Below are 19,801 nucleotides of genomic sequence, written 5' to 3' on the forward strand. Positions count from 1 at the left end.
TCCTTCAGGGCGTCAGCTTCTCGGGGTTGCCGCGCAGGGTGATCTTGGTCTCGCTCTCCTGCTTGAGCGGACCGGTGATGGTCACGTTCCCGGGCGTCATCTCGATCGAGAGCGCCCCGGCGCGGAGCGCGATCGAGGCCGACGAGACAAGCTCGATCACGCGGCTCCGCAGCTCCATGCGCTCCGCCGACCGGAAAAACGCCGAGCTCTGCACGTTCACCGTCGTCTGCTTGGCCGACACGCTCATGTCGCCCTTCGACTTGCGCAGGTCGAACCCGCTCACGAACGTGTCGAGGTTCTCGGCCACCGCCTGCTTGACGCTCTCCTCCAGGGCGATCGTGATCTTCGACCCCCCGGCGTACTCGAAGAGCATCTCGCCGCCCTCGTGGGCCACCGAGCCGCCTGCCATCGAGATCGACGAGCCGCCCACGATCCGGGTCAGCGTCTTCTGGACCGAGCGATCGATCGAGCCCGTCTCGTCGTTGCCCGAGCGCGTGTAGCGCGTCCCGCCCACCGTCTCGACGTCGTTCTCCATCACGGAGGTCTCGACGCCGAGCGTGACGTCGATCGTCTCTTCCCCGCCGATCGTGTGGTTCCGGTCGATGTTGACCTTGTGCACGACGTGCCGGCCCACGGTCCGCGTTTGATCGCCGCCGATGTCGATCGTCTGGTTCTTCTCGACCGTGCGGGTCGAGTTGCTCTCGATCAGCACCGTCTGGTTGTTGCCGATCGTCTCGGTCCGGTCGTGCTGGACGAGCGTCTTGAAGTCCTTCTGCGCGTGCCAGTCCATGTGCATCGAGCCGGCCGAGTCCTCCAGGCGCAGCTCGTTGAACCCGGCCTTGCCCGGGTACGTCTCCGTGCGGATCGTCATCCGGTTGCGGAACGCGGGCTGGCTGTACATCGGCACCATCTGCCCGTTGATCTGCCGCGCGAGGCCCACGGGGCGCGTCGGATCGCCGTCGATGTAGGCGACGCTGATCTCCCAGCCGACACGCGCGAGCGCGATCGAGGTCGAGACCTCTTGCGTCATCCGGATCCAGCGCGAGTCCTCGTCCGTGCCCTTGGCCTCGCGATCCCAGTGGAACTGCACCTTCGCGCGGCCGTACGCGTCCGTGTGGATCTCCTCGCCCGCGGGGCCACGCACCATCACCGTGTGGTTGCCCTCGATCTCGGGGCGCTCCGTCTTCACCGCCGGGCGGAACGGGACGTCCGCGGGGATGGCGCGGAAGCGGTTCTCGTAGTGCGCGACGCCCGCCTCCTCGCGGTACTCGTGCTCCACGGACACGAGCAGATAGCGCCCGCTGAAGCTCGCGCCCTCCTCGTGCGTGAACGAGAAGATGCGCGCCGGCGCGAACGAGAAGACCGTGCTCGTGCCCTCCACGTAGCGCTTCTCCGCGCAAAGCGCCTCGACCCGGAGCTTCGCCAGCGTCTCGCCCGTGCCCTTCTCGCGATACCCGACGGGGTAATCGTAGACCTCGAGATGCGTGTCCTTCGCGCCCGTGGCCGAGGCGAGGAGCGAGAGCTTCGGCGTCTTCCAGTTGTGGTCGTTGACCGTGGCCTTGCCGGATCCCACGACCGCGCCGCGCTCGAACGAGGTCACGCCGAAGTCGCCGTGCGAGAGCGCGCCCGCGGCGTCGATGAGCTCGAACTCCGCGCCGCCCTCGATCTCCTCCGAGGCCGAGGACGTATCGCCGATGATCATCGTGCCGTCGGGATCGAAGCTGTAATAAAAGCCCTCGAACTCCAGCATGCGCGACACGAAATCGAGGTTCGTCTCGCGATACTGCACGCAGTAAGGCTGCGACGCCGAGGCGCGCGTGGTGCGAAACGCGTGGGCGACCGATCCCTCGTCGAGGACCTTCGAGACGATCGGCTCGGCCGGCTGGTCGCGCCACTTGCGCGTGTTCTTGTCGAGGCCGAGGAACCAGAGCGAAGGCCGCAGCTCCAGCTCGTAGTGCAGGTGGCCGTCCTTTTCGTCGAGGAAGCGGCCCCGCGCGAGCTGCATCGAGAACCGGCGTTTCTCCTGCCCGTCCCACAAGATCACGACCGTGGCCGGCTCTTCGAGCAGCGCCTCCACGTCGAGATCCGAGCCCACGGCGACCTCGACCCAGGCCCCGCCGAGCTCGCTCAGCCTCTCCTCGACGCGCAGCCGCAAAGCCGGCCAGGAGGCGTCGCCGAGGCTCAAGAAGACTTCGATCCGCAACGCTTTCTTGCTCATGGCCTACACCCTCCTCGCGTGCGCCGGATCCGCGGCCCGTCCCGCCCCTACGCTCCGGCTCGGGTCGCGGATCACCTCCTCCGGGAGCGTGCCCACCCCGAGGACGTAGATCCGTTCGAGCCACTCCCATTTTCGCGGCAGCACGATCGACGCCCGCCACGTGAGCTCCACGGCGCGGGTCTCGGTATCGATCAGAAACCCATCGAGGTGCGTCTCGTACGCCACCTTTTTCCCCTCGATCTGGCTGCCGAACTGCACGGCGTACCGGGGCAAACGGAAGCGCCAGACGCCCTCCGGCAAGACGCCGCCGACCTCGACCGGCTCGTCGCCGAGGAGCGGCGTGCCGCTGTGCAGGCCCGGGACCGACCAGGCGTGGTGCATCGGATCAAAATCGCGCGGCCGCACCGGCGCGCGCCCCTTCGACCACGCCGCGTCATGCGTGCCGATGCGCGAGCGCCGCGGCTCCCAGTGCGCCGGGATCGGCGCGAAGGCGCCATACGAGGGGTGCGAGGGGGCGCCGCCTTCCTCGAGGGATGCCGGTTCGAGCGGCGGCGCGGGCTCGCCGAGGAGGCGGGTGGGCTGGCTGGAAAAACCGTTCCCGATCGGGTTCGCGGGCTCGAACGCGCCACTGATGTGGTCGTGGCCGCCGTGGCATTTGTCGTAGCGAAGAGGGACTGGCTCGACGAACGGCGCGGGATCCGAGGGCGCGACGGCGCCGCGCCAGTTCTTCACGTACACGCGCGGCCCGTGCACGACGACGACCTTGCGCAGCGTGCCGACCTGGAGCCACGCATAAACGCGCCCCTTGATTCCGGCCGCGCGCGGGGGCGGATACGCGAGGCCCACGAGCCCGACGTCCGTGCCGGGCTTCTCGTCGGCCACGAGATCCGCGGGAAAACGCACGCCCCCGCCGCCGTCCCCCTCGTCCACGCGCCGCACGGGCGCGAGCGCGAGCCTCGCCGCGCCCTCGCGGCTCACCTTGTAGGCCACTTTGGCGACGACGACGGCGACGTCACGGCCGTGGCGGTCCATCATCGTCTCGCCATCGACGCTCGCCCAACTGATGTTCTCGACGAGCGCCTCGAAATTCATGGCGGCTCGGATGGTAAACGCACCCGCTGCGCGGCCACAAGCGTTCCGGGCGTGAACGAATCAGGAATCGAACGCGAGATCGGTCCGGGTCTCGCGCTCGCGCGGGGAGATTCGCGCCGTGGCTTTGCGCGCGCGCAGGTGATCACCGAGGTCGATGAAGAGGTGCGCGAGGCTCGTGTAGATCTGCACGGCCTTGCGCGTGCCCGGCTCGAAGCCGCGCTCGGCCTCCTCCAGCGCGCGGCACGCGTTCATGTACGCCGCGTCGCGATCACTCTTGCTCACAGCGAGTCGCGCGAGGCTGTAATGGATGCGCGCCATTCGCCGGTGCGGGGTCGCGCCCGTCGAGGTCATGGCCATTTCGTTGTAAAAGTTCAATGCCCGTTCGAGGCGCTCCTGGGAGCGCGGCGTCGTGCCGGAGAGGACCTCGACCCAGCCGAGATCCATGTCGATCTCGGCGCAGAGATCGGCCGGCGCGGCGCCGCGGCTGCCGAGGTCGTGGGCCTTTTCGAGCAGATCACGCGCCTCGGCATACGAGAGCTCGCGCGCGCGCTGGTTGCCGACGCGGGCGAGGATCTCCGCCGCGGGGACGAGCTCGACCTCGTGCTCCATGGCGGTCTTCGTGGTCTCCTGGATGTGCGGCCAGAGCTCGGTGCGCTCGCGCGCGTTCGCGTCGAGGTAGGCCATGAGCAAGAGGTCGAGCGCCTCGTGCAGGGCCGCCGTGCGTTGATCGGGCGTGAGGAGGTCGCGCACGCGCGTCCGGAACGTGGCGTCGTACGAGACGACGTCGGCCTCGTCGCGCAAGAAGCCGAGCTTGAGCAGGACGGGCAGCGCGTCGCTGAGGTCGCCGAGGCGCTCGCGCGGGACGTCGGCCTCGGCGAAGAACGCGAGCACGCGGGCGAGGCGGACGGCGCGTGGATCCTCGCGGCTGGCCTTGAGGAGGGCGCGGTCGGGCGAGACCTCGACGTCGGTGCCGACGCCGGCGAGCCCACGGAGCTTCTTCTCGACGCTCGCAAGCTCGGCGGCGTGGGCGTCGTCCGAGGCGGGCATGGGCAGCTTTTCGAGCACCTTGCGGGCGCGCTCGGCCTTGCCTTGTTCGAGCACGACACGGCCGAACGCAGCGGCGAGCTGCGCGGGCGTGGGGAGCAAGCCGGGGAACTCGCGCGACCAGCGGCCCGGCAAGGCCATGGGCGAGAGGAGGCGCATGGCGCGGTCGAGGTCCTCCATGCCGCTCTCGACCTCGCCGTGATGCGCCTTGGCGAGGGCGTGGGCGTGCCACGAAAAGACGTCGCCGCCGGGCATGAGCTTGCCGAGGAGGGCGCCGTGTTTCTCGGCGACCTCGCGCGAGAGGAGGCCGTCGTACGTGCCCTCGCGGCAGCGGGCGATCCAGCGAAGCGCAAGGACGAGCTGCTGGGTGGTCTCCATGCGGCTCGACTCGACCTCCTCGTCCTCCTGCGGATCGTCGAGCCAGAAGAGGGCCTGCTCGGCGTGGTCGACGAGGAGGAAGGCGGCCGCGCGGAGGATGTCGGGCTGCTCGCGCGAGGGGATGGAGATGACGCTGCGAGGCTGCCCGGCCCAAAGGAGGAGGCGACCCGCGGCCTTCTCGGGTGGGCGCGGGCGGCCGCTCTCCTCGGCGTCGGGCGAATGGACGAGGTCGGCGACGGCGCGGCCGAGGGCAGCCCACTCGGCGAGCGAGCGGCCCTTCTTGAGGTCGGCGCGCAGGGCCATGACGACGCCGTGCAGGTGCTTGGAGGAGCGGAGGAGGTTCGCGAGGCGAGCATCGGCGCACTCGGACGACCACTCGGAGGCCGGGAGGAGCTCGCAGGCGCGGCCGATGCTGTGGAAGACGTCCTCGTCGAGCTCGCCAGCGACGCTCTTGGCGCAAGCGAGGCCGAGGTGCGCGGCGCCGGAGGAGGCGTCGAGGCGGAGGGCGGCGCGGTAGTGCTCGACGAGCGCCGCAGGATTCGATCCCTCGTGCTCCTCGTGCTGGGCCGCGACGAGGTGCATGAGGGCGAGGGACTGCGCCATGGTCGGCGCCTTGGCGACGCGCGGAGCCGGCGGACCCAGCGGGATCTTCCACTTGCGGTTGCGCTCGTAGAAGCGGTCGATCGTGGTGACGAGGCCCTCGACGCCGCCCTCGCCGTCGAGGCGCGCAGCGATGCCGACGAGGCGCTGGCGGCTGTCGAGGATGGGCCCGCCCGCCTCGTTCTCGTGGACGACCTGGAGGAGGCGAGGGAGGGGCGGGAGGGTGTCGGGCTGGGACTTGCGCGGCGCAGGCTCCTCGGGCTCGCCGGCGATGAGGGAGACGCTGCTCCAGTGCAGGACGACGGCGCGCTTGGCGAGGGCGTTCTCGACGCTGTCGCGGAAGCCGACGAGCGTGACGGGGGTGTCGAGGTCGAAGTCGGAGAACTCGTCCGCAGGCATGAGCCGGAGGACGTGCGGGAGTTCCTCGGCGCAACGAAGGACGGCGAGGTCGCCTTCTTCGGTCGGGAGGACCTGCACGACTTCGGCGGTGCGGACCTGTTCCCCGGCGCGGAGGAGTTTTACGTGGGGGGCGCTTTCGGAGACGCGGGCGACCGTGAGGAGGTGGTGGGGGCCGACGGCGACGGCGGTGAAGTGGCCGCCGCCAGGGGCGAAGGCGAGCCAAATCGCGGCCTCGACGGCGGGCTGCGGGGAGGGGGCCACCATGGAGGGCGAGTGTACCGGAAGCAGGTGCGGGAGCGGTAGGAAGTGGTGCGTCGAGGCAGGAAGCGGGCGAGGGGGCGGAGGCGGAGGCGGAGGCGGAGGCGGAGGCGGAGGCGGAGGCGGAGGCGGAGGCGGAGGCGGAGGCGGGGGCGGAGGCGGGGGCGGGGGCGGGGGCGGGGGGCGGCAAGAGGGATCTGTTTGTGTACCGCTGTTGAGGAAGGGGGAAGGTCGAGTGCCGGATGGGCCATGGGCCTTGCCAGGTGTGGCGGCCGCCATGGCGGAGCCCGAAGTGCGCGGGCACGATGCGGTGGCGAAATGTCGCGCTCATACCGGATGCAATTCGCGAAGGATTCGCCCGTGCAGGGCTCCCGGCGCGTGGACCACCAATGCGTAAGCGTGTGCCCCTCGGGCAACCCTCGCTGCCCTTCCCGAAAGCGCACCGGCGAGAGCAGCCCTGATGCGCCGCCTTCGGTGGACTCGTGTGATGCGAGGGGCGGCTACCAAACTATGCAATCCCCCTCGCCACGGCATCCCCGAGCCGCGGCACCTCGGGTGAGAAGCCGAGATCTTCGCGGATCCGCTTTCCATCCATGACGGCCTCGAAGGCCCTCGCACGCTCGGGGGTGGAGCCGTCCGGGGGAGGCTCGCCCACCGAAGCGAACAGCGTGGCGAGATTGGGAGACTCGTCGTCCACCAGGTTGTACACGCGATGGGAAGGGGATGGCGCGTCGAGCAAACGCGCGACGGCCTGGGCCACGTCGAGATGATGGCCAATCGACATCCGTTGCGTGGGGGGGAACGTTCGCATGAACGGCACCACGTCGGCGATGTGCGGATCTCCGTCGCCGTAGACGAACGGCAATCGAAGGACGCGCACGTCGAGGCCTTCGAGCGCGAGCAGGAAGCGCTCGGCGGCGAGCTTGCTCTTGGGATAACTCTCGATCGGGTAGCAGGAGTCGTCTTCGTGCGAGAGGCGTCCACGAACCGCGCTGGGCCCGTAGACGAGTCCGGTGCTCGTGAAGACGAAGCGCTTCACCGAGGCTTCGCGGACCGCGTGGGCGAGGTGCTGCGTGCCGAGGTCGTTGACCGCGTGCGCCTGCTCCGGCGTCGCGCCACGAAAGAAGGCTGCACAATGCACGACCGCGTCGACCCCGCGCACCGCTGCGGAGAGGGAGCTCGGCTCGAGCAGATCGCCCAGCGCGAGCTCGATGTGGGCTTCGCGCAGGTCTTTTGCGCGCGCTTCGTCGCGAACGAGGGCACGCACGTGATGGCCGCGCTGAGCGAGCCGTTTGGAGAGGCGACTTCCGACCTTGCCGGTGGCACCGGTGACGAGGATCTTCATGCCCCGGACCGTAGTCCCCGCGTGTTTGGGCCGATTGGAAGAAACGGACAAGCACCTCGCCGAGCTTGCGTGCGCCTCGCGCGCGTAGCATGAAATAGCTCGTGCACTCGCCCATCGTTCAAGAACCTCGTGTCGCGCGGGCGTCGCTCCCGTCGAGCGGGTCCCCGGTGGCCGAGCTCTCGGTCCTCGAGTGCGACCGAGATGGACAGCGCGTCGCGCTCCCCTATGCCGAGCTTCAGATCGTCGCGCGCTTCGGGGTGTCGGCTCGTGGCGGTTTGGATGCGCACGCGATGGGCGTGGGGCAGAGCGCGCGTCGCAAGATGCTTCGGCGCGGGCAGCGCAGCGTGATGGCGCGCCTTCGGCTGGGCGCGAGCGAGCGCGTGCTCGGCGTGTCGGCTCCGGAATTGACCGGACGAATCGTCGCCCTCGAAGACCTCTGGGGCAAAGCCGACACCGAGCACCTCTACGAGCGCCTCGCCGGGGCACGAGACACGGTCGCCGCGGCCGCCATTCTGGAGAGTGCCATCGTCGCGCGGTCCGCACCCGCCCAGGCGGTCCGCGCCCACACCTCGCTCGCCCTGGAAGCCGCGAAGCGCCTCGCCACGCGAAGTGCGAGCAGCGTGAGCGCCGTCGCCGACGAGCTCGGGGTGAGCGAGCGTCACCTTCGCCGCCTCTTTCAGGAGACACTCGGTGTCGGGCCCAAGGCTTACGCCAAGCTCACGCGCTTTCACCGCGCCCTGCGCGCCGCGCGGGAGAGCCGCCCGGCCGGTTGGGCCGGCATTGCCGCCGGAGCCGGCTATTATGATCAAGCGCATCTGATTGCCGAGTTTCGCTCCATTGCAGGAGTGACACCGCGCGAGCTCCTCGGCGAGCTGCGCACCTCGGGGTCCATCGGCCGAGTGTGACGCGCGAGGTTCGTCGCGCGTCGAAAGGTCACGCTCGCGAGCGTGCAGCCTCCGCCTCGAGGCCGAACGGATCGAGCGGCCCGAGTGGCACGATGCCGTTCGGATTGAGTGCTTTGATGGAGTCGTACCCGCGCTTGAACCGACCCGCAGAACCGCAGCGCGGGAATCTGGCGATGATGGGAGCCGGAAGCGGTAGCGGAGGCGGAGGCGGGGGCGGAGGCGGGGGCGGGGGCGGAGGCGGGGGCGGGGGCGGATCACGCGAGCGCGAGCGTCTCCAGATGCTTACGCGCGAGATGCAGGCGACTGTGAGCCGTCTTCACCTTGATGCCGAGCGATGCGGCGATTTCGGTGATCGGGCGCCCCTCCAGGTACGGAATCACCGCGGACCGCAGACGGGCGCTGAGCTTCCCCAAAAAGCGCTTCAGCCGGAACATGCCGTACGTCGCCTGCAAAAGCGTCTCCGGCGACGTCCCGTCCTCCTGCTCGGGTAGATCCTCCGCGAAACCAACGAGCACCTCACGCTCGTTGCGAAGGCGCTTTCGGTAATTGCGCGCATGGTTGAGCCCGATCACCCAAAGCCACGGGCGAGCCTGCTCCGGCGTGACCAGGCACGAAAGGCGACGCCAGACCGTGACGAAAATATCTTGCAGGACATCCTCCACGTCGCGGGGAGGGACGGACTGACCGAGAAGAAGGCGGCGCAGGAACGCGCGGTGTTCGAGGTAAAGGCGGCCGAGCAAGGCGTGCGATGCCGAGAAGTTTGCCGGCGGCGGATGGACGAGTATCGTGACCATTAGCTCATGGCTCCGGGACTGCGGGGTTGTGGGTCAGACGCCGGTCGGTGTTGGTTGCACCGGCTGGCGTCGCTTGCTTGTCGCATGAATTGCGGTTGAAGACAATCGCAAAAGGTCGGATTGGTTCGTCGCGGGAGACCCTACGATCCGACCTGAATGGCGCGAGGGCGTTGGAATGGGGGCCGTGATCCTGCGCTGAAATTCCTTCACCCCCGACCCCTCTCCCGTCCTGGGAGAGGGGCCAGAAGGATTCTCCTTCAGGAAGCGCGGCGGTAGACGAGGCGGCCGAGGGTGGCGATGACGTGATCCATGCGGTCGAGGACCTTGGCATGGACCGGACCGATGTAACGCATGGCCTGGGCGACCTGAACGCAGGCCAGCACCTCACGGGCGGAGCCGAGGGCCGTCTGATAACGCTGCCGTTTATGTCCCGCCGTATTCCCCGCTCCCTCGGCAATGTTAACCTTTCACCAAACGGTGGCACCGCCTCTACTTTTAGAAGGAATGGTAGTTTTACCAACGAGGCCAACACCCGCAGGTGCCGCGGAGGCGTGGGCGAAGGCTGAAAGCGCGAAGGAGCACGTGTGCGCCTGTGGGTGCGGGGGCCGGATCGAGGTGAAGCCGTGGCACCATTGCGTGGGGATCCCCCGGTTCATCCGGTGGCATCAGCCGGATGTCTCTACAGCCTGGGCGGAAGCTGAGAACGCGACGGACCAGCAGCACGTGTGTGCTTGCGGGTGCGGGAAGCCGATCCGGGTGCTGCCGCGGCACCATCGGCCCGGCGTAGGGATCCCGAGGTATCTGCGGGGTCACTATGACCGCGGTCGTCGTTCCGGAAAGTGACCGACAGCGAAATCATCGAGGTTTCCCTGAACCGCGCGCCCGCGGCATTCCGACGAAATGTCGCGCACGCGCTGTCGATGCTGCAGGCGTGGAGTGATCTTCCCCCGACTATGAGTCGGCTCGACGGTCAAGGGGGCTACGGCCGGCCACATGGAACCGGGATGGCACGTGGGCGAGGGTTTGTCAGGTGCTGGCCTGACCCTTCGGCGTTCGACCGGCTGGGGTGACCATTCGAGGAGGCCACCCCGACTGGGCCCGCGATCTGCTCTTTGTTTGTCGGGGGGGTTTGTCTCCGCGCGGTTTCTGTGATAGGGACCTTGGACCACTCACGCGCGAGTAGGAGGAACTGTGCCCCGACGAACCGAACCCAAGCCGCTCTGCCTGAAAGTTGGCGCTCGTCTCCGCGAACTGCGAGCCGAGCGCGGCATGTCCTTGCAGGATCTCGCCGAGGCCGCCCCGATGTCGAAAGGTCACCTTTCGAGCGTCGAGCAAGGTCTTGCGGCGATCACCATCGAGACCATCGAGCGCATCGCACGCGCGCTCGGTGTACCTTCGTTGTACGTCATTACCTTCCCGGCTGACGACGAGCTGGACCGTATCGCGGATCTCGCTCGCAAATTGCCGAAGGGCGAACGCCGGAAGCTTCGGAAAGAACTCGAAGCGCGCATGACGCACGAGCCCGCGACGTAATCACCTCTCGCCCTCGGCATAGCGCCGCGCCAGTTCCGGATTCGGCTCCTCGCCCAAATTTACGACAAGCCGCCGGTACTCGTCGAAGATCAGCGCGACAGCCTCTTGCCAAGTTGGAACGGGCGCGAAGGGGTACAGCACGTATCGGCCGAACCCCATGAACTTCTCATTGCCCCGCACGTGCCCGATCCGACGCCCGAAGCAGAACACGAGGAGCAATCCGTCCTTCGCGCGCGCTCGCACGTGGCCGATGCGCTGGCCTTCGGCAAAGACATCCCAGCTCTCGCCGTACGGCCGCAGTTCAACCGTGAATTTACTCACTTCGCCAGCGCCGCTATGGTGACGTTGAACGCCGTTCGGTGGATCTCCCGGACGACGCGTTCGGCTTCCTTGGCGGTCAGGGCGTAACCCCTGAACTCTTTGCGCCCTTCGGGATCGAGCGCACCCTCTTGGACGTAGATGCTGCCATCGCTCCCGAGAGCGAGGAGTTGGAGGCAGGCCCAGCGGAGCAAGCCCCGCGTGCCGTGCTGCGCGCGTTCCTCGCCGGTCAGCGCGTAGCCGGTGAACACGCGCCGGCCCGCGGGCGGCGCCTCCTCGAAGTGGACGTATATCGATCCATCACTCGCAAGCACAAGCTCGGTTTCCATGGTTCCAGGTTCGGTTGCCATATTTCATTCCTCACAGGGCATCGGGAGCTGCAGCCTTTTTGATCTGCGTGCATTCACCTAACCGCGGATCTTCAGCTTCAGCCGTTCTGCCGGCTCGAGCAACGCACCAGGCGACAGGTGAGCATATCGCTCCGTCGCGTCACGCGACATGTGACCGAGCTGCGCGCCGACTTGCTCGAGCGTCCACGGCTCGCCCCACCATCCAGCCACCAATGAAGACGCACATGTGTGACGCAGATCGTGAAATCGGACAGCCCGCCCATCGTGACGGTTGTCTGGCCCCAATCCCGCCGTCTCGAAGGCGTCACGCATTCCGCGCGGGGCCTTCCCCCTTGGTCTTCTCTCGCCACGAATCGTCGGCCACAATAACCCGTGCGGGTTCTTATGCCTCGCCAGCAGCGGCAACCACTTCGACAAGGCCCATCGAGCGAGCGGCAACAGCGGAACCGTCAACGGCTTCCCATTCTTCCGTGGCTTACCAGCCGATCCAAACCGGAACGTGACGAATCCACGTTGCAAATCGACATCACGGAACCGAACGTTCCAAAGCTCCCCTTGCCGCGCGCCTGTGCCGATGGCAAATGCAAATAAGCATCGGAGCTCGATGTCTATCGTATTGCATTCAAGGAGTGCCTGCTGCTCATCCGGAGTGAGATAGGTCCACGGCTCGTGGGTCACGCCGGCCGCCTTCGGCAGCCGGACCAGACGAGCTGGATTCGAGGTCAGCAATTCGGCCTCGATTGGCGCTTCCAGCGCGCATCGAAGTAGGTTCAATATGTTCTGCGCCGTGTTTCGGCTGAGCTTCCCGCGTGCTTCCAGGTGTCCATTCCCTGGATGGGCCTCGGAGCTAATGAGCCCTTTGACCCACTGGCGCACATCCCGAGCACGGATCGCGGAGAGCGGCCAGTCGGCGAAGGGGGCCTCCTCGATCCACGTGCGCCAGCGGCTACGATCGGTCCCGATGCTCCTGTAGCCGGCGATCTCGCGCTCATCGAGCCACCTACGCCCCCACGCGCGGAGTGTGCAGGCGCGTGAGTCGATGACGTCGCCGACGGCGATGGCATTGATCGCGGCATCGAGTAGCCTGCGAGCTTCATCGTACGTCGAGCAGGGTTCCAGGCGCTTGCCGGCACCTGGAAGTCGCGGGCGGAACGTGCCATCGGAAAACCTCTCGATCGTCCCCGTGTTGCGCCTCCGCCGCGTCGGGTGCGTCGCCGTGGGACTCGGGATGATCATCCTTTGCTCTTTCCGTCGTCGCGCGGGTGCATTCCAATCCTGCGTAGGCTCTTACTGGCGCGCCGATGATCGTCATCCGTGAGATCGGGTGCATCCACATAGCGAGCTTGCGGCTTCGCTGGTCTCGGGGTAACGCGCGCCGGAGGAGATGCTTGACCGGCCAGTAAGGATGCAATGGCGTCGAAGTCGTCAGCCATGCCGCGCATGGCAGCTCCGATGCGTCGCAAGAGTACGACCAAAGCAGCCTTTTCAGCGCGGGTCGTCATGATTAAATGCGGTAATCCAGTAGGTGTGCCAAGACCACGCATGCTTCCGCTTCTCGCGCTTCAGGTCACAGCGGGATACGCAGTCGGACGCGCGGCGCGGCTCCGTCCTCGGTGGCCATGAGCGTGACGATCCCAGCCGCCGAAAGCCGCGTCAGCGCTGGCGCGAGCGTCCCCGAGTACGACAGGTCAGAGAGCCGATCACGTAAACGTGCGATGGAGACGCACCCGTCGTTATCCGGCCGCATTCGCGACAGGGCGAAATGGACGATGCCCTCGGCATGCGCGTCGTCCCCGAGCTTCCGGAGAGCGATCGCGTAGTTCGCCACGTAGACCGCGGCATCCTGGTACGGCCGCGCCGCGCGCATGATGTCGAGGAGCACCTGCTCACCGCGCTCGTCATGGGGCACGACGCCTACCGAGACGTACGTCGCTCGCGTGGATCGCTGGGGAGGAAGCGGAGGTAGGCGATCCGAGAGGCGACTTCTCCGGAATCGCTGGGCAAAGATGCGGAATGCAGCCCCCAGCGCGGCTCCGGCCCGACGCCACGGCGACAGCGGATCCACGACAGTGTCCCGAGGTGGCTCGGAATGCGCGACGGACACGCGTGTACCGCTCGCGGGGGGCAAGGCCGATCGGTCCATGACGGTGGTCGCGGCGTCGTCGTCGTCCAAGTGCGGTGCGGCGCTCATCGTTTACCTCCAGGAAGTCACCGACCCGAGGCGGCTGCGTCGCGTAGAGCGTGCGCGTACGGGGAAACGCCGCGCGGCGCAGCCGCCTCGGATCGGCGACAAACGGCCCCCAGAAGAGGGCGATGGGGCAGCTCGCCCAGAGAACCATCCACCCATCGCCCCCTTCTGCGGGCCGTTTTGCAGAGAATCCGCCCGACGCCGAACGCGGCGCCTTTTCGTTTACGAGGCCAGGAGGACCGCGTTCGGCTCGGGCAGGAGGGGGCGACGCGCTGCGCCGCACGCCGCGGGCTCGCCGTAGGGGTCAACCACGCGAGGCCGCCGAGAGCGACGTGTCACATCGCCCCCTCACCTACGCTCTTGCCCGGACGCGGCAAACGGTAACCGGATTTTTTACTCGGCGAACTCGAACGGCGCGAGGCAGCAGAACGTCACGGCGTCGGTCGGGTCTTCCGAGGCCGCGCCCGTGGGCTCGCCGCCCGTCGCGAGGCAAAGGCCAGGAACGTACGCGAGGTCCGTGATCGCCTTGCCCCCGAGCGCGCGGCCCGGCAGGGAGACGTTCGTGCACTGCTCGACGGCCGAGGAGATGGGGGCCTCGGAGAACTGAGACGAATACGCCGCATCGTCGTAGAGCCGCAGCGAGGCGAGACACGCGCTCCCGACCGGGTTACCGCCGCACTCGCACGCCGTGCAGCCACGCGTGTCCACCGGCAGCTCCCCGTAGAGGTGGATGGGCTCGTACCGGTCGTAGTTGCCAGGGCACTTGTCGTGTTTTCCCCTGAGCGCGACGCACTGGAGCCACGGGTACGGCAGATCGTACATGCATCGCCACGTGGTCGGATCGCACGTGCCCTCGCGCTCCTTCGCCTCGCAGGCGAGGCCCGTCCAGAGCCACTCGGTCGTCTTGGTGAACGTGGCCGGCTTTGTGATCGACGGGCACGCCTCGCTAGTCGGGCCTGGGAGAGGCGAGGCGTAGACGGACTGCGCGCAAGGCTCGCCGCCACAATCAGCCCCCGCCGGCAGGGCGTTCGCGCTCGTGCACGAGCCGTCCCAGCCGACGGGTCCGCCGAAAGGGAGCGCAGGCGCTCCGTTCTCGGCGCAGGTGCCGGCGCGGACTTCGATCGTCCCAGGAAGCTTGGTGCACGAACCTTCGGAGGCCGGGCACGTGCACTCACAAGCCGCGGGCGGCGCTTCGAGGTACGCGAAGCGTCGGTACTTCTCGAAGAACTCCACATCATCGCCGTAGCCGCTCAGCTTGCGCGCCTCGTCGCAACTCGCGGGCGCGAGCTCGCGGGGGCCGAGCCAGAGGAGCATCGGCGTGCGCGGCCAGTCGCCGGCCGACTCGCTGCTCGGCTCGGGGACGCAGCGGCCGGGGCACGTGGCGGCTTGGGGCTTGGGCTCCGGCGGTTCATCGTTCGCGTCGTTCGCGCTGCTCGCGTCCGCACCTGCATCGGCTTGGGCGAGGCACTCTTCGCTGGGGACGCGCGCGTTCGGATCGCAGTCGAGCCACGTGGATTCGGGCGGCACGCCGCATCCGCTAGACGATGCAACCACGACGAGAGCCACGACGAGTTGACGTGCAGTTCGCATGCTCAGAACTCCCACGATCCCATGATCGACGAGCCTGTCAGCAGCGGCGGAGTCTCCGCGATGATCCTCTCGCCCACCCCGACCCGGACGCCACTGGACAAACCTACCACCTCCACCCCGCCTAGTACAGCAAAGGAGTGGCCGAGGACAAACCTCGCACCGAGGCGAGCGCCGATGCCAGGCTTGAAGAACGTGGTTGCCCGATTCGTAAACGCATCGCTGGAAGGTTCGATCGTGATTATGCCGAGATGCCCGATCGCGCACCCGAAGGCCCAGCGGTAGTACCCGCACACGCTCGCGATCCCGCCCGCCGTCATCGCGCTGATCGGCTCTCCGCCTACCCCCGTCGTCAGCCACGCCGCGCGCCCCTCGAGCCCGAGCGACACGTACTCGTTTGGCCGGAAGCTTCCTCCCGCCACGACGCCCACGGCCGGCATCCACGACGCCACCCCGAGCACGACGACCGGCCCACCTCCAACCGACCAGCGCTTCTCCGCGGGCCTCTCCGCCGGCTTCGGGTCCTCGTACCCGAACGGGTCCTCCTGCTTCGTGAACGTCGGCGTGTCGGACGCGGACGCATGCCCGAGATCGCTCAACGTCTCTACCGACGGCGCACCCTTCTCGCGCGTCAGGAGCTGCAACTCGCGCTCGTCATCGAACAGCGGACGCGGCTTCAACGTCAGCTCGATCCGGAGGTCCTTCCGCGGGACGACGCGGAACATCCGCGCGTCGTCGATGTACCCATCCAGACCCGCGCGCAGTTCGTGCTCTCCCGTGAGCACGAACATCGAGAACGCAGACAGCCCCGCCCTGTTCCTCGGATCCCCGTCCAGCGTGACCCGGGCGCCGGCATGGGAGATCACGACGTCCACCCAAGCGCCCCGTGCGCGCACGGCCTCGTACGCGTTGAAGAACGCCTGCCGCTCTACGCCCGTCGTGTTCGCGCGCTTCAACGCGTCGTGCAGGAGCTCAGCTGCCTGCGCCGGCCTATCGCGAACCATCAGCATGCCCAGCCGCCCCCCGACGACCGGATCGCGCCGCACCCTCATCGCCGCAGCGTAGGACGTCGCGGCCTCGGACAAACGTCCCGCCGCCCGCTCGCGATCCCCCTTCGCGACGAGCGCGGCGAACTCGCTCTCCTGCGCGGCTTCGTCGATCGCCTCGGGAGAGAGCGTGTGCGAGTCCTGGGCCCGCGCGGGCGACGCAGAGCAGACGACGAGCATGATCAGGGCGAGACGCGCGCGCACGCCTTACGGATACGGCATCCCGCGTCGGGCGAGAAGCAGCTACGGCATGTCGACGAGAAGCCCTTCCGGGATGTCCACGTCCGCCTCGACGTGCTGCTCCGGCGGTGGGTTTGACCGCGGCTGAGGCTCGGGGGTTGGTTCGTTCGCGAGCGTGGCTTCCGGAGGCTCGATCGTGGGTTCGTCGAGGGCGGCCTCGCTCGCGGCCGAGAGCTTCGCTGCGCTCGCGTGGGCTTCACGCGCGACGCCGAAGTACGCGGCCTTGGGCGCTTCATCGCGCGGAGACGGCAGCAGGAGCAGGGCCGCCATGATCACGCTCGCCACGTGACCAAGCATGGGCGCGCACCTCTGCACGACAAGGGTAAGCGGCCCGCTCGGCGGCATCGGGGGCACGACGCTGTAGTACGCGTCGCGGAAGTCGCGCATCTCTCTGCGAAGGTATCGGCGCACGCGGAGCGCGCGCATCTTCACCGCGTTCTTCGAGATCCTGAGTTCCTTGCGCGCTTCCTCGAGCGTGTACTCTTCGAGGTAGACGAGGAAGAACACCTCGAACAAGACGTCGGGCATCGCGTCGACCGCGGCGTAGAGGCGTTGCCGCGCCTCGCCGAGCTGCGCGCTCACGTCGGGCGCGGGGCCGGGGGCAAACGCTTCCACTGCGGCCTCTGGCTCCGTCACGATCAACTTGCTTCGACGACGCACCGTCCGCCGATGACGCCGATACACGTTGTTCGCGACGCCCATCGCCCAGCGCCGGAGCTCGCCCTCGGACCGGTAGGTGTGGAGGCTGCGGACGCCGCGGATCAACGTGCTTTGCGCCAGATCCTCGGCGTCGGCGCGCCCGCAGCGGAGACGCGCGAAGCGTTGGACGAGATCCGGACGAAGGGCGAGGAGCTCGGCGAGAGGATCGGGTTGGTTCAGTTTCTTCCCCACACTCGCTTCTTGCCCGCAGCAGGAGAACGGTAACCGAAAATCTGCGCGGCTCGCTCCGTCGAACCTAATGTAAGATACCTTCGTAAAGTAGGATTCGTTCCGCTGCACTGTCGACGCCAGAAACCCGACACGTGGTAATCCATGCCACGGTCCAATTCTTGCGCATCTAAGGCCGTGGGACGCACAATGTCCTACGCGAAGCATGCTTCGCACTTCTATTCTTGACGGTCAGCATGTCGGTCGGACAACCTGCCGCCTATCCAGGCTCTCCGTATCTCCGGAGAACCTGTACGTAGGGGTCAGGGCAATGAATATCCTCCTTTCGATCGAGGGGGCTGGTGAGCTATTGCGTGGCGTTCGGCTCACCGGCTCAGAAGGTCTGTCGGAGCTTTTCCGATTTGAAATTAACGTTGTTCGCAGCTTTCCGCTGCAGGGAATCGTCGGTGGGTTGCTCGACAAGCTGGGCGTCGGATCCCTGCCGATCAATCCGGTGGCCATCGCGCAGACGGTTCACGCAGCTATGGCGGATCATGCAGGCCGAACGGCTACTCTCACGTTCGATACGGGCGAGAGCACGCGGACGGTTCGCGGCATGATCGCCGAGTTCGTGCAGCTCGACGACGGAAAGACGGGCACCGCGTACCGGGCCGTGCTCGTCCCAGAGGTCACGCGACTTCTTCATCGCAGGGACAACCGCATCTTTCAGGAGCGGTCGGCACCCGAGATCGTTGCTGCCGTGCTCGAATCCGCTGGAGTTCGCAGGGGTAGCTTCCGCTTCGCACTCGGGAAGGATCGAATGCGGCGGGATTATTGTGTCCAGTATCGAGAGACCGATTGGGCCTTCGTCTCCCGGCTCCTCGAAGAGGAGGGGATCCATTACTTCTTTGACGATGACAGCGTCCTCGTGATGGCTGACGGGCCCACAGCGCATGCGCCGATCTCCGGCGGAACTCTCGCCTTCCGTGCACCGCTCGGTGCCATGGCGCATGGGGAGCACGTCTCCAGGTTCGCGTGGGCAGAGCGGGTACGTTCCGGCAAGGTCACGCTGCGGGATTACGAGTTCAGGAAGCCAGCGCTATCGCTCGAAACCGCCAAGAAGGCCGACGAAGAAGCGGAGCTGGAGGTATACGAGTATCCGGGGCGCTACGAGACGCCGGAGCGCGGCGCAGAGCTCGCGGCCATGCAGCTCGAGGAGCTGCGGACCCGGGCGCGGAGCGGGGCCGGGGAGAGCGATTCGTGCCGGGTCGTTCCGGGGAAGACGCTCCTGCTCATGGACCACCCCGACGATCGCATGAATGGGGCTTATCTGGTCATGCGGGTCGAGCATCAGGGCACCGCGCCGATCCCGGATGCCATCCTTGCCGATGGGGTATCATCCTACGAAAATCGCTTCGAGGTCGTGGGCGCGGACGTGAGGGTTCGTCCGACTCGCACGACACCCCGGCCCGTGATTTCGGGCCCGCAGACAGCGGTTGTCGTGGGGCCCGGCAAGGAGGAGCTGCACACGGACGCCTACGGGCGCGTCAAGGTGCAATTTCATTGGGATCGCCAGGGAAAGAACGACGAGCGCAGCTCGTGCTGGCTTCGCGTGATGCAAGCCTCAGCCGGCGCGGGTTGGGGCGCGCAGTTCTTGCCGCGCGTGGGGCACGAGGTCGTCGTGGCGTTCCTGGAGGGCGACCCCGATCGGCCCTTCGTCATCGGGAGCCTGTACCACGCCGCGAACGTACCACCCTACGCGCTTCCGCAGCAGAAAACGCGGAGCGGGATCCGCACGAAGTCGTTCGGCGGAGACGGACATAACGAGATCCGCTTCGACGACGCCACGGGCGCGGAGGAGCTCTACCTCCACGCGCAGCGCGATTACAACGAGGTGGTCGAGCACGACCGCTCCGCCGTTGTGCATGGGAAGCGGATGCAAACGGTGGACGGGGACGACGCGGAGCACGTGCGCGGAAACCAGGGCCTCACCGTCGATGGCAGCCGACACGTGCACGTGCGGGGCAACCAACGCGTCATCATCGACGGGGACGAGCCCAAGCCGGGAGCCGTGCGTGGAGGCGCGGTGACGGTGCGCGGGAAGTACGAACTCGACGCGTCGGACACGGTCCGTGTCCAGGCGCCGAACGCGATCAAGCTTGAATGCGGCGGGAGCTCGATCACGGTCGAGCCCGGCAAGATCACGATTACGGCCGGCGGCGGGGCGACGATCGTGCTCGATCCGAACGCGCTCGTGCAATCGGCGGCAGGCTCGCGCGTGCTGCTCGACGCGAACGCGCACGCGAAGGCGACGGGCGGCGCAGAGGTCCTGCTCGATGGCAATGCCTTCGTGAAGTCGGCAGCGGGGAGCGAGCTGCTCCTCGACGGCAACGCACGGGTGACGTCGACGGGGGGGAGCGAGCTGCTCCTCGACGGTAACGCGCTCGTTTCGAGCCCGGGCGAAGCGACGCTCGCGGCGCCCGCCGCCACCGTGGCGGGCGAGGCGTTGGCCTCCCTCGCGGGTCCGGGGGGCGCGGTGAAGGCTGACGGCGGCGGCGTCTCCGCGTCGGGCGGCAAAGTGAACATCGGGGGCGGCGCGGTGAACGTGGCGGGCAGCGTCGTCGCGTTGAATTGAGGGG

General features: G+C 67.6%; 16 protein-coding genes. 3 read left to right on the forward strand and 13 right to left on the reverse strand.

Translation table 11 applies throughout. The annotated features are described in order from the left end of the window. Positions 1–4: 4 nt before the first annotated feature. From QHF89_RS35690 to QHF89_RS35705, 4 genes are all read right to left on the reverse strand, one after another. A complete protein-coding gene (locus tag QHF89_RS35690; protein ID WP_136971416.1) occupies positions 5–2,218 on the reverse strand; it encodes a type VI secretion system Vgr family protein in 2,214 nt (737 codons plus the stop codon). A gap of 3 nt (positions 2,219–2,221) precedes the next feature. Next, complete coding sequence (locus QHF89_RS35695; protein ID WP_136971417.1) at positions 2,222–3,310, reverse strand: DUF2169 domain-containing protein; 1,089 nt, start codon at positions 3,308–3,310, stop codon at positions 2,222–2,224. Between the two features lie 60 nt (positions 3,311–3,370). Continuing rightward, entirely contained in the window at positions 3,371–5,995 is a 2,625-nt protein-coding gene (locus QHF89_RS35700) for a S1 family serine peptidase (RefSeq protein WP_136971418.1), read from the reverse strand. A gap of 502 nt (positions 5,996–6,497) precedes the next feature. Beyond that, on the reverse strand, positions 6,498–7,334 hold the full coding sequence (locus tag QHF89_RS35705) for an NAD-dependent epimerase/dehydratase family protein (RefSeq protein WP_136971419.1): 837 nt from the start codon (positions 7,332–7,334) through the stop codon (positions 6,498–6,500). Positions 7,335–7,435: 101 nt separating this feature from the next. On the opposite strand from QHF89_RS35705, the gene QHF89_RS35710 reads away from it, so the two are divergent. After that, complete coding sequence (locus tag QHF89_RS35710; RefSeq protein WP_136971420.1) at positions 7,436–8,239, forward strand: helix-turn-helix transcriptional regulator; 804 nt, start codon at positions 7,436–7,438, stop codon at positions 8,237–8,239. Positions 8,240–8,493: 254 nt separating this feature from the next. Here QHF89_RS35710 and QHF89_RS35715 read toward each other — a convergent pair whose 3' ends face one another. Both QHF89_RS35715 and QHF89_RS35720 read right to left on the reverse strand, forming a co-directional pair. Further along, entirely contained in the window at positions 8,494–9,033 is a 540-nt protein-coding gene (locus tag QHF89_RS35715; protein WP_136971421.1) for an RNA polymerase sigma factor, read from the reverse strand. A 257-nt stretch (positions 9,034–9,290) separates the two neighbouring features. Then, positions 9,291–9,491, reverse strand: a complete 201-nt coding sequence (locus tag QHF89_RS35720) for a four helix bundle protein (RefSeq protein WP_136971422.1) — start codon at positions 9,489–9,491, stop codon at positions 9,291–9,293. Positions 9,492–10,224: 733 nt separating this feature from the next. Here QHF89_RS35720 and QHF89_RS35725 point away from each other — a divergent pair. Continuing rightward, positions 10,225–10,566, forward strand: a complete 342-nt coding sequence (locus QHF89_RS35725) for a helix-turn-helix domain-containing protein (protein ID WP_284721351.1) — start codon at positions 10,225–10,227, stop codon at positions 10,564–10,566. Here the strand turns inward: QHF89_RS35725 and QHF89_RS35730 are convergent, their stop codons facing one another. From QHF89_RS35730 to QHF89_RS35760, 7 genes are all read right to left on the reverse strand, one after another. Further along, positions 10,567–10,887: a hypothetical protein gene (locus tag QHF89_RS35730; protein WP_136971424.1), complete on the reverse strand. Its 321-nt coding sequence runs from the start codon at positions 10,885–10,887 to the stop codon at positions 10,567–10,569. Then, positions 10,884–11,213, reverse strand: a complete 330-nt coding sequence (locus QHF89_RS35735) for a hypothetical protein (RefSeq protein ID WP_136971425.1) — start codon at positions 11,211–11,213, stop codon at positions 10,884–10,886. The genes QHF89_RS35730 and QHF89_RS35735 overlap by 4 nt, the downstream gene beginning before the upstream one ends. Before the next feature lie 78 nt (positions 11,214–11,291). Further along, a complete protein-coding gene (locus tag QHF89_RS35740; RefSeq protein ID WP_136971426.1) occupies positions 11,292–12,470 on the reverse strand; it encodes a tyrosine-type recombinase/integrase in 1,179 nt (392 codons plus the stop codon). A gap of 331 nt (positions 12,471–12,801) precedes the next feature. Continuing rightward, positions 12,802–13,143: a hypothetical protein gene (locus QHF89_RS35745; RefSeq protein WP_136971427.1), complete on the reverse strand. Its 342-nt coding sequence runs from the start codon at positions 13,141–13,143 to the stop codon at positions 12,802–12,804. A gap of 672 nt (positions 13,144–13,815) precedes the next feature. Continuing rightward, positions 13,816–15,012 (reverse strand): hypothetical protein, encoded by a 1,197-nt coding sequence (locus QHF89_RS35750; protein ID WP_284721352.1) that lies wholly within the window; start codon positions 15,010–15,012, stop codon positions 13,816–13,818. A 2-nt stretch (positions 15,013–15,014) separates the two neighbouring features. Continuing rightward, positions 15,015–16,259: a hypothetical protein gene (locus QHF89_RS35755; protein WP_136971429.1), complete on the reverse strand. Its 1,245-nt coding sequence runs from the start codon at positions 16,257–16,259 to the stop codon at positions 15,015–15,017. Between the two features lie 39 nt (positions 16,260–16,298). Continuing rightward, complete coding sequence (locus QHF89_RS35760) at positions 16,299–17,186, reverse strand: RNA polymerase sigma factor (RefSeq protein ID WP_284721353.1); 888 nt, start codon at positions 17,184–17,186, stop codon at positions 16,299–16,301. A gap of 307 nt (positions 17,187–17,493) precedes the next feature. Here QHF89_RS35760 and QHF89_RS35765 point away from each other — a divergent pair, with 307 nt between their 5' ends. Beyond that, positions 17,494–19,797, forward strand: coding sequence for a type VI secretion system Vgr family protein (locus QHF89_RS35765; RefSeq protein ID WP_284721354.1), 2,304 nt, complete (start codon positions 17,494–17,496; stop codon positions 19,795–19,797). Positions 19,798–19,801: the final 4 nt, after the last annotated feature.

Source organism: Polyangium sorediatum (assembly GCF_029946465.1).
GTDB classification, from domain to species: Bacteria; Myxococcota_A; Polyangia; order Polyangiales; family Polyangiaceae; genus Polyangium; species Polyangium fumosum.